Below are 16,977 nucleotides of genomic sequence, written 5' to 3'. Positions count from 1 at the left end.
CTTTAGGCGCCGTCCGTAGAATGGCGGCATGAGCACTCCCCAGGATTCCTCGTTGGGCCGCGAGGTCGCGTACCCGACGCAGTACGACCCCACCCTCCTCTTCCCGATCCCGCGCCAGGGCGCGCGCGACGAGATCGGTATCACCGCCGATACCTTGCCGTTCGTCGGCCACGACCGCTGGCATGCGTATGAACTGAGCTGGCTGGATGCCCGGGGCAAGCCGCGCGTAGCGACCGCCACGCTGACCGTGCCGTGCACGTCGCCGTGCCTGATCGAATCCAAATCGCTCAAGCTCTATCTCAACTCGCTCAACAGCACGCGCTTCAACAGCGATGCCGCGGTGCTCGAGCGCATCGCCACCGACCTGTCGGCGCGCGCCGGCGCGGACGTGGGCGTGGTGCTCGGCTTGCCGCCGATGGCGGACGCACCGGAAGGCGAATCCCTCGATGGCCTGGATGTGGAGATCGACCACTACGGTCCGCCGCGCGCGGACTTCCTGGCCGCCGATCCGGAAGTGCAGGTCGACGAGGTGCTGTCGTCCGAACTGCTGAAATCGAATTGCCCGGTTACCGGTCAGCCCGACTGGGCCACGGTGGTGATCCGCTACCGGGGCCCGCGCATCGACCGCGTCGAACTGCTGCGTTACCTGGTGAGCTTCCGCGACCATGCCGAATTCCACGAGCAGTGCGTCGAACGGATTTTTCACGATCTGCTGGCGCATTGCCGCCCGGCGTCGCTGTCGGTGGAAGCGCGTTACACCCGCCGAGGCGGCCTGGACATCAATCCCTGGCGGGCCACCGACGACATGAATGTCCCGCTCATGAAGCGCGATCTGCGACAGTAATGTTGCACGTCTAACAATTGAGGCGATTTCACGCCCGCGCTATGGATTCTTAACAACGCGCGTGCAACGCTTGCTCATCCCACAGCCCGCCAGGAAGGGTGGTTGCAATGAGCACAGAGAAGAAAGCCGACTTCTCCAATGTGAAAGAAGGTTTCGCTACCTCGGGTGAGGTGAAGCAGGCGCCTGACTTTTCAAACGTCAAGGAAGGATTCGCGGTATCTGGTCAGGTGGAAGACGTGACACCTGCCACCGAGGTCACTTACACGGTGGAGAAGGGCGACACGCTGTCCAAGATTGCGAAGGAACATCTCGGCAGCGCCAATGCCTGGAAGCAGATCTTCGAAGCCAATCGCGACGTCATCGACGATCCCGATCGCATCTTTCCAGGCCAGGTCATCAAGCTTCCGCCCAAGCCGAGCGACGCTTGAGCGCCCCACATTTCCATTCAAAAGGAACCGAATCCATGAAGCATAATCGCATCGCCTATGCCCTCGCCGCCGCCATGATCGGCACCGTTGCCCTGGTCGGCTGCAAAAAAAAGGAAGAGCCAGTCGCGGCGCCTCCTGCCGTGGTGGAGCCCGCCCCGGCTCCCGCGCCGATGGAGCCGGCGCCTGCGGCCGTGTCGGTGACGGGCGTGACGCTGGGCAATGCCGTCGACGCCGAACAGAAGGTGACCACCGCTGCGACCACGTTTGCACCGAAGGACACCATCTATGCATCCGTGGCAACCGATGGTGCCGCCAATGGCGCCACCCTGGCGTCCAAGTGGACCTTCCAGGATGGCCAGACGGTCAGCGAGGAAACCAAGACCCTCAACACCACTGGCCCCGGCGTGGCGACCTTCAACATCTCCAAGCCTGATGGACTGCCGGCTGGCAAGTACAAGTTCGAAGCCACGCTCAACGGTACGTCGGCCGGCGTGACAGAGTTCGAAGTCAAGTAATCCGCAAGGCAAGTCTCTCTCCCACGTGTGTGGGGCAAGCTCGGGCGTGGAGGAATCCACGCCCGCTTTTTTTGCGCGAAATGTTAATTGCGCTCGCGTTGATGCTGCGTCATGTTCAACACGTCCCGCTGTGGGACTTCAACCAAGGAATGGAACATCATGAAAGAACTCAACGCGGCTGAAGTGCAGATGGCTTCGGGTGGTACTGCCGACTTCTCTGGCGTGACCGCCACCGTCACTTCAACGGAACAGATCGTATCGACCTGTAAGCCCGGCACATCGTCGGCTTGGGGCATGCCGTACTACTCGTTCGCTTGCACGATCCGCTGAGCACACCTTTAACTGTGCACGGCAGGGAGCGGGTCTGACGGCCCGCTCCTCCATTCTCGCGCCAGCCCAATCTTCCCAGTCCGGCAGCCAAACCGTATCCGGAGTGAGCGCTCCGGATCGCTGTCTCATAGACAGCCCTGGCGCAGGCGGCTTCCCCTCCATACCCCCTCGTTTTGCCCTGCGTGCGGCGACACGCGACAATGGCGCGCTGAGTTCCCCATCGCCCCTTGTCGAGAGTCCTGATCCCCATGTCGGATACGCCCCGCATCATCTACACCCTCACCGACGAAGCCCCGTTCCTCGCCACCCAGTCGCTGCTGCCGATCGTCGAGGCGTTCACCGCCCCCGCCGGCATCGCCGTGGAAACCCGCGACATCTCGCTGGCCGGCCGCATCCTGTCGCAGTTCCCCGAGTACCTGGCCGACGCGCAGAAGATCAGCGACGACCTGGCCGAGCTGGGCCAGCTGGCGACGCAGCCGGAAGCCAACATCATCAAGCTGCCCAACATCAGTGCCTCGGTGCCGCAGCTGAAGGCCGCCATCAAGGAGTTGCAGGCGCAGGGCTACCCGCTGCCGGACTACCCGGACGAGCCGAAGGACGAAAAGGAAAAGGACGCCAAGGCGCGCTACGACAAGGTCAAGGGCAGCGCAGTGAACCCGGTGCTGCGCGAAGGCAACTCCGATCGCCGCGCGCCGCTGTCGGTGAAGAACTACGCCCGCAAGCACCCGCACCGCATGGGCGCGTGGAGCGCGGATTCCAAATCGCACGTCGCCCACATGGCGGCCGGCGATTTCTTCGATAGCGAACAGTCGGCCACGCTGGCCAACGACGGCGCGCTGAAGATCGAACTGGTCGTCGCCGACGGCACGGTCACCGTGCTCAAGGACAAGGTGAAGGTGAAAGCCGGCGAGATCGTCGACGCCGCCTCGATGAGCCGCAAGGCGCTGGCCGCGTTCGTCGCTGCCGAGATCGCCGACGCCAAGTCCCAGGGCGTGCTGTTCTCGCTGCACCTCAAGGCCACGATGATGAAGGTCTCCGACCCGATCATGTTCGGCGTGGTGGTCAACGAGTACTACAAAGCGGCGCTGACCAAGCATGCCGCGGTGCTGGAGCAGATCGGCTTCGATGCCAACAACGGCATCGGCGACCTGTACGCGCGCCTCGGCGCACTGCCGGCCGACCAACAGGACGCGATCAAGGCCGACCTGCAAGCCGTCTACGCCGATGGCGCCGCGGTGGCGATGGTGAATTCCGACAAGGGCATCACCAACCTGCACGTGCCGAGCGACGTGATCGTCGACGCGTCGATGCCGGCGATGATCCGCGACTCCGGCAAGATGTGGAACGCCGAAGGCAAGCTGCAGGACACCAAGGCCGTCATCCCGGACCGCTGCTATGCGGGCATCTACCAGGCGGTGCTCGACGACTGCCGCAAGCACGGCGCCTTCGATCCCGCCACGATGGGCAGCGTACCCAACGTCGGCCTGATGGCGCAGAAGGCCGAGGAATACGGCAGCCACGACAAGACCTTCCAGATCCCGACCGACGGTAGCGTGCGCGTCACCGACGACGCCGGCCGGGTCGTGTTCGAGATGAAGGTCGAAGCCGGCGACATCTGGCGCATGTGCCAGACCAAGGATGCGCCGATCCAGGACTGGGTGAAGCTGGCCGTCGGCCGCGCGCGCCTGAGCAAGACGCCGGCGATCTTCTGGCTGGACAAGGACCGTGCGCACGATGCGCAGGTGATCGCCAAGGTCGAGCAGTACCTCAAGGACTACACCACCGACGCGCTCGATATCCGCATCCTGCCGCCGGTCGAGGCGATGAAGGTGTCGCTGGAACGCACCCGCAAGGGCGAGGACACCATCTCGGTGACCGGCAACGTGCTGCGCGACTACCTGACCGACCTGTTCCCGATCATGGAACTCGGCACCAGCGCGAAGATGCTCTCGATCGTCCCGCTGATGGCCGGTGGCGGCCTGTTTGAGACCGGCGCCGGCGGTTCCGCGCCGAAGCACGTGCAGCAGTTCCTGGAAGAGGACTACCTGCGCTGGGATTCGCTGGGCGAGTTCCTCGCACTAGCCGCATCGCTGGAGCACCTGGGTCAGCGTTACCTCAACACGCCCGCCAAGGTGCTGGCCAACGCGCTGGACGTCGCCAACGGCCGCATCCTCGACGAGAACCGCTCGCCCGCGCGCAAGGTCGGCGAACTCGACAACCGTGGCAGCCACTTCTACCTGGCCCTGTACTGGGCGCAGGCGCTGGCCGCGCAGGACGAGAATGCCGAACTGAAGGCGAAGTTCGCGCCGCTGGCGAAAGCCCTGGCCGACAACGAAGCCGCGATCATCGGCGAATTGAACGGCGCGCAGGGCAAGGCGCTCGACATCGGGGGCTACTACCACCCCGACATCGCCAAGACCGCCGCCGCGATGCGTCCCAGCAAGACCTTCAACGACGCGCTGGCTTCGCTGTAACGTCCGGTCCGCCGGATGCAGCCATCCCGACGCCCGGCTTCATGCCGGGCGTCGTGTTTTGAACGGCCGTCCGCTCAGCGGAACAACGACAACGAGGTCATCGCACGCAGCCGCCGTGCGCCGAGCCGCTGCACCGCTTCGCGATGGCGCGCCTGGCCCGCTTCATCATGGACATGGTGCCGGTGGGCGGGTTCGGGCGGCGGGCTGTCGGTGTGGGCGATATGACCCTGCAGGAACAGCATGCCCTGGCTCATTCCACCCAGCTGCTGCCACCACTGCTTCCTGGTTTCGGTTTGCATGGGACTGCTCCGTGGCGCCGGTGTCCGGCTTGAAGGACTCCCAAGGTAGGCGCATGATCGGCCCCGAAAAAGCGAAAGCTCCGCAAGCCAGCCTTGAGGTGGATTCAAGATGAGCCGACTGCCGCTGGACCAGGTGGACGCCTTCGTCACGGCCGCGCGCCTGCGCAATCTCACCCGCGCCGCCGAGGCCATGCACCTCACCGTCAGCGCGTTGAGCCACCGCATGCGGCTGCTGGAGCAACGGCTGGGCCACAAGCTGCTGGCGCGCGGACCTCGCGGCGTGGAGATGACGCCGGAAGGCCAACGCCTCTTCGATGCCATCTCCGGGTCACTGGACACCATCGAGCATGCGCTGCGGCGCGCCACGTTGCGCAACGACCACACGGTGACGCTGAGCCTGATCCCTTCGATGGCCACGGCCTGGCTGGTGCCGCGCCTGCCGGCGTTCCTGGCCCAGCATCCGGAGCTCGGCCTCAATCTGCAATCGAGCACGCACGTGGTGGATTTCGAGCGCGAGCCGGTGGACCTGGCGCTGCGGCTCGGCGGTGGACGCTGGCCGAACGTGCACGCGGAGTTCCTCTTCCACGAATGGATCACCCCGGTCGCCAGCCCCGCCTTGCTGAAACAGCACGGCCGGCCGGCACCGGACCAGATGGCGAAGTTGCCGTTGCTGGGCGATCCGGTCAATCGATGGAAAGACTGGTTCGAACATTTCGGCGGGCAGCCGCCGGCGCGCTATGTCGCGCAGTTCGACGACACCGAGACACTGCACCAGGCGGCGGCGCAAGGCGTGGGCGTAGCACTGGCGCGCTGGACGCTGGCCGAGCCCCTGGTGAAGGCCGGGCGGCTGGTGACGCTGACGAAGAAACGGCTGCAGGCCGACTTCGCCCACTACCTGGTGTATCCGGAACGCAGCCTGGCCCATCCCGGTTTCCGCAAGGTGCGCAGCTGGCTGCTGGAGCAGGCCGGCATCGCAGTGGAGCGATGACTCCAGCGCGTGCCGGCTAACATCGCGCGCATGGTCCCCGCCGATGCCATCGCCCGCCTGATCCACGATGCCTTCGCGGATTACCACGCGCGCTTCGCCGAGATCACCCAGCGCGCGAAGATCAGGTTCGAGACGCAGGACTGGACCGCGGCCCGCCACGATGCCGTCGAACGCATCGCGCTGTACGACCAGTGCATCGCCGAATGCGCCCTGCGCCTGCAGTCGGCGCTGCTCGGGCGGGCGCACGACAGGGCGCTGTGGATCGCCGCGCGCGACGCGTTCGAGGTGCTGGTCGCCAGCCAGATCGACCGCGAGCTCTACAAGACCTTCTACAACACGCTGAGCCGCCGCTTCCTGCGCATCCGCGGCGTGGACCCGGCGCTGGAGTTCGTCGCACTCGATGTGGAACCCACCGACGCGATCACCCACCCCGTCGCACGCCACAGTTACGCGGTCTCCGAGCATCGGCCCACCGACACCTTCGCGCGCGTACTGGCGGACTACGGCTTCGACGTGCCGTATGCGCACCGAACCCGGTGCGCGGCGGCGATCGCGGTACGGCTGCAGGACGACCTGGCCCACTGGGGCGCGCAGCCGGTGCGCGGCATCGAGCTGCTGGACACGGTGTTCTACCGCGAGCGGCGCGCCTATCTGGTCGGCCGCGTGTTCGGCGAACACCGGTTCTCGCCCTGCGTGATCGCGCTGGTGAACGACGGCGGCCAGCTGAGGGCGGAAGCCGTGCTGACCCATCGCGCCGACGTGGCGCACCTGTTCGGCACCTCGCGCAGCTATTTCCACGCCGACCTGGCGACGGTCGGCGATGCGGTCGTGTTCCTGCGCTCGTTGTTGCCGGGCAAGCCGATCGACGAGATCTACACGGTGCTCGGCCGCGCCAAGCAGGGCAAGACCGAACGCTACCGCACGTTCTTCCACCATTTCGCCGCGCACCCGGACGAACGGCTGGTGCACGCCGAAGGCACGCCCGGCATGGTGATGGCGGTGTTCACCCTGCCCAGCTACCCGCTGGTGTTCAAGGTGATCCGCGACCGGTTCGCCTATCCGAAGGCGATGAGCCGGCAGGACGTGGAAGACAAGTACGACCTGGTCTTCCACCTGGATCGCGTCGGCCGGCTGCTGGACACGCAGGCATTCCGCTTCCTGCGCTTTCCGCGTGCACGGTTCGCGCCGGCCTTGCTGCAGGAATTGCGCGAGAGCTGCGCGCAGAGCATCAGCGAAGACGGCGACGACCTCGTCATCGCGCTGTGCTACGTGCAGCGGCGGTTGCGGCCGCTGAACCTCTACCTGCGCGAGCAGAAGCCCGAGGCCGCGCGCGCCGCCGCGCTCGACTACGGGCAGGCCATCAAGGACATGGCGCGCAACAACATCTTCCCCGGCGACATGCTGCTGAAGAACTTCGGCGTGTCCCGGCACGGACGCGTGGTCTTCTACGACTACGACGAACTTCGCCTGGTCACCGACTGCCAGTTCCGCGACTGGCCGCAGGCGGAGAGCTACGAAGAACAGATGGCCGATGCGCCGTGGTTCCATGTGGACGCCGGTGATGTGTTCCCGGAGCGGTTCCCGCAGTTCCTCGGCCTGCCCGAGTCGCAGGCGAAGGCGCTGAAGGCCGCGCACGGCGCGCTGTTCCAGCCTGGCTGGTGGCGCGACCTTCAGTCGCACCTCGCGGCGGGCGACTATCCGGATACTCCGCCTTACCCGGACACGCTCAAGCTCGCGTGACCGCGCGCATGCCCCTGCAACAGGCGGCGCGTTACCCTAGTCGCCACGTGGAGACCGCCTTCCCGCCATGAGCACCTACCGCCTCGACTCGATCTTCCGCCCACGCGCCGTCGCCGTGGTCGGCAGCCAGTCGCGTCCGCGCTCGGTGGGCCGCGCGGTGGTGGAGAACCTGCGTGACGCCGGCTTCGCCGGTCCCATCGGCCTGGTCAACAAGCATCCGTCGCCGATGGACGGCGTGGCGACGGTACGCCACCTGCGCGACCTGCCGTGGACGCCGGATTTGGTCGTGATCGCCACCCCCGCGGCAACGGTGCCGCAGCTGGCCGCCGAGGCTGCGGAGAAAGGCGCCGCCGCGGTCGTCGTGCTCACCGCGGCGATGGGCAGCGGCCCCGGTTCGCCGGCCGCGCAACTGGAAGCGCTGACGCGCGAGAAGGGGTTGCGCGTGTTGGGTCCGAACTGCCTCGGTGTGATCGCGCCGCATGCGCGCCTCAATGCCAGCCTGGCGAGTCGTTTCCCGAAGGCCGGCGACCTCGCGCTGATTTCGCAATCCGGTGCGATTTCCGGCGGCCTGGTGGAATGGAGCATGAGCCAACCGGTCGGCTTCTCCGCCGTCGTGTCGCTGGGCGATGCACTGGATGTCGATTTCGCCGACCTGCTGGACTACTTCGCCACCGACCACCGCACGCGCGCGATCCTGCTGTACGTGGAAGCGATCCGCGACGCGCGCAAGTTCATGTCCGCCGCACGTGCGGCCGCGCGCACCAAGCCCGTGGTCGTGGTGAAGTCCGGCCACAGCCGCAACGCCAAGGTCACGCCCGCCGGCAGCACGCACACGCAGAACCTCGCCAAACCCAACGCGGTGTACGGCGCGGCCTTCCGGCGCGCTGGCCTGCTGCGGGTGCGCTCGCTGCACGAGCTGTTCGCGGCGGCGCGCACGCTGGGACAGGTGCGTCCGTTCCAGGGCCGGCGGCTGGCCATCCTCACCAACGGCGGTGGCGTGGGTGCGCTGTCGGTCGATCACCTGTACGAACAGGGCGGCACGCTGGCCACGCTGTCCGATGCCACGCGCGATGCGCTGGATCGCATCCTGCCGGTCGGCTGGTCGCGCACGAATCCGGTGGACCTGCTGACCGACATCGATGCCGAACGCTATGCGGCGACGATCGAAGCGCTGCTGGCCGACCCCGAGAACGATGCGCTGCTGGCCGTCAACGTGCCTACCGTGTTGTCGTCTTCGGCGGAGGCCGCCGATGCGGTGGTCGGCGTGCTGGGCAGCGGCGCCGCGGCCGCGTCGCGCAAGCCGGTGTTCACCGTGTGGCTGGGCAACGATCCGCAGGCCGAAGCCGTGCTCGATGCCGCGCACGTGCCCCGCTACCCCAACGAGTCCGATGCGGTCGCCGGCTTCATGCACCTGGTGCGCCACCGCGAGGTGCAGGCCGCGTTGATGGAGACGCCCCCCAGCCTGCCGGAAGACTTCAGTCCCGACGTGGCGATGGCGCGTGCCCTGGTCGACACCGCGCTCGACGCCGGCCAGACCTGGCTGGATCCGCTGGCCACCACGCAACTGCTCGCCGCCTACGGCATTCCGATGGCGCCGCTCTGGCGCGCGACCGACGCCGAGGATGCCGCGCGCATCGCCGCCCCGCTGCTCGCCGAAGGCAGGACAGTGGCGGTGAAAATCCTGTCGCCCGACATCCCGCACAAGTCGGACGTGGATGGCGTGCGCCTCAACCTGCCGAACGCACATGCCGTGCGCGAAGCCGCCGCCGGCATCCTGCTGCGTGCGCGCGAACGCCGGCCCGAGGCACGTATCGAAGGCGTGCTGGTGCAACCGACGGTGCTGCGCCCGAAGGCGCGCGAACTGATCGCCGGCATCGCCGACGATCCCGTGTTCGGCCCGGTGATCGCGTTCGGTCGTGGCGGCACGGCGGTGGAAGTCATCAACGACCAGGCCGTCGCCCTGCCGCCGCTGGACCTGCGCCTGGCGCACGAACTGATCGCACGCACCCGCGTGTCGCGCGTGCTGAAGGCCTACCGCGACGTGCCGGCGGCCGACGAGCGCGCCGTCGCGCTGGTGTTGGTGAAGCTGGCGCAGCTCGCGGCCGATATCCCGGAGATCCAGCAGCTCGACATCAACCCGCTGCTGGCGGACCGCGACGGCGTGGTCGCGGTGGACGCACGCATCGCCGTGGCCCGCGGCCGCGCTTTGCACAAGGGCCGCGGCCATCCGCGCTTCGCGATCTTCCCGTATCCGACGGAGTGGGAAAGGACCATCGAACTCGCCGACGGCCAGCCCGCGCTGGTCCGCCCGGTGCGGCCGGAAGACGACGCGATGTTCCGCGAGTTCTTCACCCACATCACCGACGAAGACCTGCGCCTGCGCTTCTTCCAGTCGGTGCGTCATTTCAGCCACGAGTTCATCGCACGCCTGACCCAGCTCGACTATGCGCGCTCGATCGCGCTGGTCGCGGTACATCCGGGAACCCACGAGATGCTCGGCGCGGTACGCCTGCATGCCGACGCGAACTACGAGAAGGGCGAGTACGGCATCCTGGTGCGCTCGGACCTCAAGGGCCACGGCATCGGCTGGAAGCTGATGCAGATCATGATCGAGTACGCGCAATGGCAGGGCCTGAAGCTGATCGAAGGCCAGGTGCTGCGCGAGAACCGCACCATGCTCGCGATGTGCGAAAGCCTGGGGTTCACCGTGAAACTGGACCCGGACGACCCCACGCTGATGAACGTCAGCCTGCCGGTGCCCTCCTCCGCATGAAGCGTCGCACCGTGCTGGTCGCGATGTCACTGGCGCTGACGGCTTCGGTCGCCGGCGTCATCGCGTGGAGGGCCACGCCCCCGAAGCGTACTTCCGCACCCAAGGCATCGATCCCGGACGACGCGAGCCTCCTGCAGACCGCGCACTACCGCGTGCACAGCACGGCGACCCCTGCGCAGACCCAGGAGATCGCCGCCGCCGCGGAAAGCCTGCATGCCGCCTACCTGTCGCTGTTCGCGGACCATGTCGCGCCGTCGACCACGCCGCTGATCCTGGTGCTCTACCGCGACGCGGACGAGTTCGCGCGCAGCAACCGCAGCCGGCCATGGGCCGAAGCCTATTACCTGCGGCCCGCCTGCTATGCGTATTACGGGAGCGGCAGCGCGAACCCGTACCATTGGATGCTGCACGAGGCCGTGCACCAACTGAACACCGAAGTCGCCGGCTGGCGGTTGCCCGCGTGGGCCAACGAAGGCGTCGCAGGCTATCTCGGCGCGAGCTGGCTTGAGAACGGTGTGCTCACACCGGGTCGCAGCGATCCCGACACCTATCCGATCTGGTGGCTATCGCGCATGAAGCTCACGGGGAGCCTCGACGCCGACGTCGCGGCCGTGCGTTTCATCCCGTTGCGGGAGCTGGTGGAAGGCCGCGGCCCGGGCATCGACCAGCACGTCAATCTGTACTACCTGCACTACTGGAGTCTCTCGCACTTCCTCTTCCACCACCGGGATGGGACGTACGCCAGCGCTTACAAACAGTTACTTGCCCTGGGCGCCTCCACGCCCGACTTCGAACGCCTGATCGGACCGCTCGAGGAGATCGAGAAGGCGTGGTACGCGTATCTGCTGGACGCCATCGCGAAGATGCAGGATTACGAAGCCGAGCACGGGATCGAGCGCTGAGCCGCAGTGTTCAGAGCTTCACCACCACCTTGCCGAAGTTCTCCCCGCGCAGCAGGCCGATCAGCGCGCGCGGTGCGTTCTCGAGACCATCCACGAGATCCTCGCGGTAGCGGATCTTGCCGTCGGTGAGCCAGGCGCCCATGTCGCGCAGGAACTGCGGGTACAGCGCGATGAAGTCGTACTGGATGAAGCCGCGCACGGTCAGGTGCCGGGACAGGATCTGGCCCATCAGCATCGCCATGCGATCCGGCCCGGCCGGCAAGGCGGTGTCGTTGTAGTGCGCGACCAGGCCGCACACCGGGATGCGCGCGAAATCGTTGAGCAGCGGCAGCACCGCATCGAAGACCGCGCCACCGACGTTCTCGAAATACACGTCGATGCCATCGGGACAGGCGGCGCGCAGCTGGTCGGCGAAATCCGGCGCGCGATGATCCAGCGCGACGTCGAAGCCGAGTTCGTCGCGCAGGTACGCCCGCTTGGCTTCGCCACCCGCGATGCCGACGGCGCGCGCGCCCTGCAGCTTCGCGATCTGCCCGACCGTCGCCCCGACCGGACCGCTGGCTGCGGCGACCACGACGGTTTCGCCGGCTTGCGGTTTGCCGATCTCGTGCAGGCCGACATACGCGGTGAAGCCCGGCATGCCGTACACGCCGAGCGCGGTAGTCAGTGGCGCGACGCGCGCATCCAGCTTGCGCTTCAGCGTGCCGCCCTGCGCGACGGCATGCGTCTGCCACCCGCCATGCGCGAGCACGAGGTCGCCGGGCTGCAGATCCGGGTGGCGCGAGACGATCACTTCCGACACCGTGCCGCCGTCCATCACCTCGCCGATCTCCACCGGCTTGGCATACGAACGTCCGGCATTCATGCGGCCGCGCATGTACGGATCCAGCGAGAGGTAGCGATTGCGCAGCAGCACCTGGCCGTCCGCGGGTTCGGGTAACGGCACCTGCTCGAGGCGGAAATCGTCGGCGGTCGGTTCGCCGCGCGGCCGCGATGCCAGCACGATGCGGGTGTTCTGCGTAGCGTCGTGGCGTGTCATGGCGATGACTCCGTAGGTGGTGCGCCCCAGTCTAACGACGACGATGGGGCATGCGGTGAAGCGTGCCCGTGCTGCGACGACCGCCATGCCGCCTGAACATGTCGCGTGCTAGGCTCCGCGCACCTTTCTGGAGGGCTGACGCATGACGACCCGTATTCCGCTGTCCCTGGCACTCGTGGCCGCACTCGCCGCATCGCCCGCCGTGTTCGCCGCGTCGCCGGCGAAGACCGACGCTGCAGCGAAGGCGCTGCCCGCCGCCGATGTCGCCGCACTGGATGCCGCGCTGAAAGGCGACTGGCGCGATCCGAAGAACGCGGCGCGCGATGCGTACCGCCATCCGAAGGAAACCCTGTCGTTCTTCGGCGTCACGCCGTCGCAGACCGTCGTGGAAATCACGCCCGGCGGCGGCTGGTATTCCGAAGTGCTGGCGCCGTACCTGAAGGCGAAGGGCAAGTACGTGGCCGCGGTCGTCGATCCCGCCGCCGTGGCCGAGAAGAGCCGCAACTACTACCAGCGCGGCGTGGACAACCTGCAGAAGAAGTTCACCGACGGCCCGGCGCAGTTCGACAAGGCCGCGACCGTGAAGTACGACCCGGCCGCGCCGGTGTTCGGTGCCGCGGGTTCGGCCGACGTGGTGCTGACGTTCCGCAACGTGCACAACTGGCGCAAGGCCGGCCAGGCCGAAGGCATGTTCAAGGGCTTCTACGAGGTGCTGAAGCCCGGCGGCGTGCTGGGCGTGGTGGAGCATCGCGCGAAGGCCGATGTGCCGGCCGACGATGGCACCGGCTATGTCGGCGAAGCGCAGGTGATCGCGCTGGCCACCGCCGCCGGTTTCCAGCTGGCGGGCAAGAGCGACGTCAACGCCAACCCGAAGGACACCAAGGACCATCCGAACGGCGTGTGGACGCTGCCGCCGACCAACGACCATCCGGAAGCGGACCGCGCCAAGTACCAGGCCATCGGCGAGAGCGACCGGATGACGCTGCGCTTCATCAAGCCGGCCGCCAAGTAAGCCGGAACGCACGCGCCGTCGCGGCCTGCCAGGTCGCGACGGCGTTGTCGTCTTCGCCGATGCTCATCGCCTTCAACAAGCCGTTCAACGTGCTCTGCCAGTTCACCGACCGCAGCGATCCGCCGCGGCGGACGTTGGCGGCGTTCGGCTTGCCGCCGCGCGTGTACGCCGCGGGCCGTCTCGACTACGACAGTGAAGGCCTGTTGTTGCTCACCGACGATGGCGCATTGGCGAACCGTCTGACCGATCCGCGCCACAAGCAGCCCAAGACCTACTGGGTGCAGGTGGAAGGCACGCCGACGGACGCGCAGCTCGAGCAGCTGCGGCGAGGCGTGGTGTTGAACGATGGGCCGACGCTGCCCGCGAAGGTCGAACAGCTCGCAACGGCCCCTGCGCTATGGGAACGCGATCCGCCGGTGCGCTTCCGCAAGACCGTGCCGGATGCGTGGCTCGCACTGACGATCACCGAAGGCCGCAACCGCCAGGTGCGCCGCATGACCGCCACGGTCGGCCTGCCCACGCTGCGGCTGGTGCGCGCGGCGATGGGCGATGTGCGGCTCGATGGTCTCGCGCCCGGCACGTGGCGGGCGCTGTAACGATCAGGTATCGGCGGAACGCGACGCGGTGCTGCGCGGACGGCGCGGCGTGCCGGTCTTGCGCGCTGACGATCCGCTGCCGTTGACCTTGCGCGCTTCCACGCGGCGCGACTTGCCTTCGATCGGCGCGTTGGCCTCATCGCGCTTGCGCTTGCGGTAGGCGACCAGGGCCAACAGGCCCACGCCGATGCCCGCCGCGACCGCGACGGCCGGGTTGCGTCGGACGAAGTTCACCGCGAGCTTGCCGCCGGTCTTGGCCACGCCCAGGGCAGCGCCGGTCTGCAGCAGCTTGTCCGCGCCCGGAACGGCATGCTTGATGCTGCTGCCCGCCTGGCTGGCAAGTTCCAGTGCGCGGTCGGTGATGGTGGTCAGCTTGCTCATGGGGCCTTCCCTGAAGAGGTGGGTAGGTCGCCAGTGTCCGGGCGAGGATGTTTACGGGGTGTTAGTTCGTCGGCGCGGCGCTGGCCGCGGGCTGAATGGACGCGTCAAGTCCCGCGCGGCTTCGCCCGATGGGTCGCCTGGGCGCGCTACGTACCGCGCGGCTTCGCCCGATGGGTGGCCTGGGCGCTCCACGGATCATCCGGCCACGGATGCTTCGGATACCGCCCCTTCATCTCCTTCTTCACCTCGGCATAGGTCGAGTTCCAGAAGTTGCGCAGGTCGGAGGTCACCTGCAGCGGTTTGCCGCCCGGTGACAGCAAATGCAGCAGGACGGGCACGCGGCCGTCCGCCACGCGCGGGGTGTCGGCCAGGCCAAACAACTCCTGCAGCTTCACCGCCAGCACCGGCGGTTGGCCGTGCGCATACTCGATGCGGCGCTCCATGCCCGACGGCACGGTGATCCGCGTGGGTGCGAGCGCATCGATGCGCTGGCGCAGCGACCAGTCGAGGCCGGACTTCAGCGCGTTCGCCAGATCGTCCTCGCCCAGCGCATCCAGCCGCGTCTTGCCGGCGAACGCGGGCTTCAACCAAGTGTCGAGCGTCGCCACCAGCGCGGCGTCGGACAGGTCGGGCAGGCCGAGGTCCGGCATCCACTCGCGCAGGCAGCGCACGCGTTCGCGCCATTGCTGCAGCGATTCGGGCCATGGCAACGCGTCCAGACCGAGGTCGCGCACCGCATCGGTCAGCGCGGCGGCGGCGAGCACGGGATCCACGCGGCCGGCGGGCCGTGCGTCGAACACGATCTGGTCGAAGCGCGATTCGCGTTGCGCCGACAGCGCGCGCCGCGACGCATCCCAGCGGACGGTGTCCTCGGTGACGAAGCGATCGGCGAAGTCGCGTCGCAGGCGCCGTTCGTCCAGCGGTGCGGCCCGCTGCACGAGCGCGTCGCGCGCTTCGTGGCGAAGCTCGCTCACCACGATCCACGGCTCGCCGACCATCGCACTGTCGTCGAACAGCCGTGCGCTGCGTCCGTTCGCCAGCAGGTAGCGACGCGCGTCCTGGGGATGCTGGAAACCGATGCGGTCCGGGAATGCATGCATCAGCACGTCGCCCAGGCGATGCGCTTCAACGGAAGAGGGCGGCGCTGCGTTCTCACGCACGCGGCGCCGCCACTGCTTCGCAGCGGCTTCGATCGCGGCCAGGCCGGACCGGTTCGCGTCCTGCGGCGCGCGGCCGCTGCGGAACGCCGCCAGCGCACGCCAGCGCGCGGCCAGCGCATCGCCGCCCATCCGCAGCGGATCGCGCGCTTCGACCAGCGCGGCGAGGTCGCAGGCGAGCGCGCGGTCCTCGCCCTCGCCTGCCGACAGCAACATCGCCGCGAGCCGCGGATGCGTGCCGAGTGCGAGCATGCGCTTGCCCAGCGGTGTGATGGCGTTCGTCGCCGTCAGTGCACCGAGGCGGCGCAACAGGTCGCGCGCGGCGTTCATCGCGCCGGGCGGCGGGACATCGACGAAGCGCAGGTCGTCGCTGCCCCATGCAGCCAGCTCCAACGCCAGCGCACCGAGTTCGACCAGCGCGATCTCCGGCCGCCGCTGCGGATCCAGCCGCTGCGACTGCGGCCACAGGCGATACGCCCACCCTTCGGCCACGCGACCCGCGCGACCGGCGCGCTGGTCGGCGGAGGCCTGCGAGATGGTCGTCACTTCCAGCCGCGAGAAGCCGCTGTTCGGGTCGTATGAAGGCTCGCGCGCCTGTCCGCTGTCGACCACCACGCGCACGCCGGGCAGCGTCACCGACGATTCCGCCACGTTGGTCGCCAGCACCACGCGGCGTCGGCCCTGTGGATCCGGTTGCAGCGCTTCGGATTGCTTCTCCACCGGCAGTTCGCCGTGCAGGGCAAGGACGACGATGTCCTGCGGCAAGACCTCCGCCAGCATCGTCGCCACGCGCGCGATCTCGCGCTGGCCAGGCAGGAACACCAGCACGTCGCCGGGATGCGCCTGCACGGCCTGTTCGATGGCGCGGCGCGCCTGCACATCGGTGGGCTCGTCGCGGCGCGCGGGGAAGTGCGCGACCTGGACCGGGAAGCCGCGGCCTTCGCTGCTCAGTCGTGGCGCATCGAGGAACCGCGCCAGCTTCTCGCCGTCGAGCGTGGCGGACATCACGACGATGCGCAGGTCCTCGCGCAGCTGCGCCTGCACATCCAGCGCGAGCGCCAGGCCGAGGTCTCCCGCCAGGTGGCGTTCGTGGAATTCGTCGAACAGGATCGCGCCGACGCTCTCCAGCATCGGATCGTCCTGGATCATCCGGGTCAGGATGCCTTCGGTGACCACTTCGATCCGCGTGTCCGGCCCGATCTTGTTCTCGAACCGGATGCGGTAGCCGACCGTGCCGCCGACCGCTTCGCCCCGCTGCTTGGCCATGAACCCGGCCGCCGCGCGTGCGGCCACGCGGCGGGGTTCCAGCATCACGATCTTGCGGCCCTGCAGCCACGGCTCGTCCAGCAGCGCCAGCGGCACCTGCGTGGTCTTGCCCGCACCGGGCGGGGCTTCCAGCACCAGGCGCGGATGGTCGGACAGGCTGCGGACGATATCCGGCAGCAGCGGGGTGATCGGGAACGTGGGCGACGGCATGCGGCGCAAAGGATACGGCTTTC

At 67.9% G+C, this 16,977-nt stretch carries 15 protein-coding genes; 11 read left to right on the top strand and 4 right to left on the bottom strand.

Annotated features, from left to right (window positions below):
- Positions 1-28 precede the first annotated feature (28 nt).
- The 5 genes from queF (at position 29) to ACSION_RS01900 (ending at position 4,591) form a co-directional block, all read left to right on the top strand.
- Positions 29-844, top strand: a complete 816-nt coding sequence (queF, locus tag ACSION_RS01920) for an NADPH-dependent 7-cyano-7-deazaguanine reductase QueF (RefSeq protein WP_435304613.1) — start codon at positions 29-31, stop codon at positions 842-844.
- 107 nt (positions 845-951) lie between these two features.
- On the top strand, positions 952-1,272 hold the full coding sequence (locus ACSION_RS01915) for a LysM peptidoglycan-binding domain-containing protein (RefSeq protein WP_435304612.1): 321 nt from the start codon (positions 952-954) through the stop codon (positions 1,270-1,272).
- A 35-nt stretch (positions 1,273-1,307) separates the two neighbouring features.
- The gene (locus ACSION_RS01910; protein WP_435304611.1) at positions 1,308-1,787 is read left to right on the top strand and encodes a hypothetical protein; all 480 of its coding nucleotides are present in this window, start codon (positions 1,308-1,310) and stop codon (positions 1,785-1,787) included.
- A 159-nt stretch (positions 1,788-1,946) separates the two neighbouring features.
- Complete coding sequence (locus ACSION_RS01905) at positions 1,947-2,117, top strand: hypothetical protein (protein WP_435304610.1); 171 nt, start codon at positions 1,947-1,949, stop codon at positions 2,115-2,117.
- Positions 2,118-2,365: 248 nt separating this feature from the next.
- Complete coding sequence (locus ACSION_RS01900; protein WP_435304609.1) at positions 2,366-4,591, top strand: NADP-dependent isocitrate dehydrogenase; 2,226 nt, start codon at positions 2,366-2,368, stop codon at positions 4,589-4,591.
- Positions 4,592-4,665: 74 nt separating this feature from the next.
- On the opposite strand, the gene ACSION_RS01895 is transcribed toward ACSION_RS01900, so the two are convergent.
- Positions 4,666-4,890, bottom strand: coding sequence for a hypothetical protein (locus ACSION_RS01895; RefSeq protein WP_435304608.1), 225 nt, complete (start codon positions 4,888-4,890; stop codon positions 4,666-4,668).
- A gap of 109 nt (positions 4,891-4,999) precedes the next feature.
- Between ACSION_RS01895 and ACSION_RS01890 the strand changes: the two genes are divergently transcribed.
- From ACSION_RS01890 to ACSION_RS01875, 4 genes are all read left to right on the top strand, one after another.
- Positions 5,000-5,878, top strand: a complete 879-nt coding sequence (locus ACSION_RS01890) for a LysR substrate-binding domain-containing protein (protein WP_435304607.1) — start codon at positions 5,000-5,002, stop codon at positions 5,876-5,878.
- A 30-nt stretch (positions 5,879-5,908) separates the two neighbouring features.
- The gene (gene aceK / locus ACSION_RS01885) at positions 5,909-7,618 is read left to right on the top strand and encodes a bifunctional isocitrate dehydrogenase kinase/phosphatase (protein WP_435306640.1); all 1,710 of its coding nucleotides are present in this window, start codon (positions 5,909-5,911) and stop codon (positions 7,616-7,618) included.
- A 67-nt stretch (positions 7,619-7,685) separates the two neighbouring features.
- A complete protein-coding gene (locus ACSION_RS01880) occupies positions 7,686-10,391 on the top strand; it encodes a bifunctional acetate--CoA ligase family protein/GNAT family N-acetyltransferase (protein WP_435304606.1) in 2,706 nt (901 codons plus the stop codon).
- Positions 10,388-11,293, top strand: a complete 906-nt coding sequence (locus ACSION_RS01875; RefSeq protein WP_435304605.1) for a hypothetical protein — start codon at positions 10,388-10,390, stop codon at positions 11,291-11,293. Before ACSION_RS01880 ends, ACSION_RS01875 begins: the two co-directional genes overlap by 4 nt.
- A gap of 10 nt (positions 11,294-11,303) precedes the next feature.
- Here ACSION_RS01875 and ACSION_RS01870 read toward each other — a convergent pair whose 3' ends face one another.
- A complete protein-coding gene (locus ACSION_RS01870; RefSeq protein WP_435304604.1) occupies positions 11,304-12,332 on the bottom strand; it encodes an NADP-dependent oxidoreductase in 1,029 nt (342 codons plus the stop codon).
- A 142-nt stretch (positions 12,333-12,474) separates the two neighbouring features.
- Here ACSION_RS01870 and ACSION_RS01865 point away from each other — a divergent pair, with 142 nt between their 5' ends.
- Entirely contained in the window at positions 12,475-13,344 is an 870-nt protein-coding gene (locus ACSION_RS01865) for a class I SAM-dependent methyltransferase (RefSeq protein ID WP_435304603.1), read from the top strand.
- 59 nt (positions 13,345-13,403) lie between these two features.
- Positions 13,404-13,940: a pseudouridine synthase gene (locus tag ACSION_RS01860; protein WP_435304602.1), complete on the top strand. Its 537-nt coding sequence runs from the start codon at positions 13,404-13,406 to the stop codon at positions 13,938-13,940.
- Between the two features lie 3 nt (positions 13,941-13,943).
- Here the strand turns inward: ACSION_RS01860 and ACSION_RS01855 are convergent, their stop codons facing one another.
- Both ACSION_RS01855 and hrpB read right to left on the bottom strand, forming a co-directional pair.
- Complete coding sequence (locus ACSION_RS01855) at positions 13,944-14,321, bottom strand: hypothetical protein (RefSeq protein WP_435304601.1); 378 nt, start codon at positions 14,319-14,321, stop codon at positions 13,944-13,946.
- 146 nt (positions 14,322-14,467) lie between these two features.
- Positions 14,468-16,954 carry an ATP-dependent helicase HrpB gene (gene hrpB, locus ACSION_RS01850; protein ID WP_435304600.1) on the bottom strand — a complete coding sequence of 829 codons (2,487 nt, stop codon included), beginning with the start codon at positions 16,952-16,954 and terminating at the stop codon, positions 14,468-14,470.
- Positions 16,955-16,977: the final 23 nt, after the last annotated feature.

This window comes from Pseudoxanthomonas sp. LjRoot125, from assembly GCF_964252705.1.
In the GTDB taxonomy this organism is placed as follows: Bacteria; Pseudomonadota; Gammaproteobacteria; order Xanthomonadales; family Xanthomonadaceae; genus Pseudoxanthomonas_A.
Note: the sequence above shows the minus strand (reverse complement) of the source record. Positions and strands in the feature narration are given on the sequence as shown.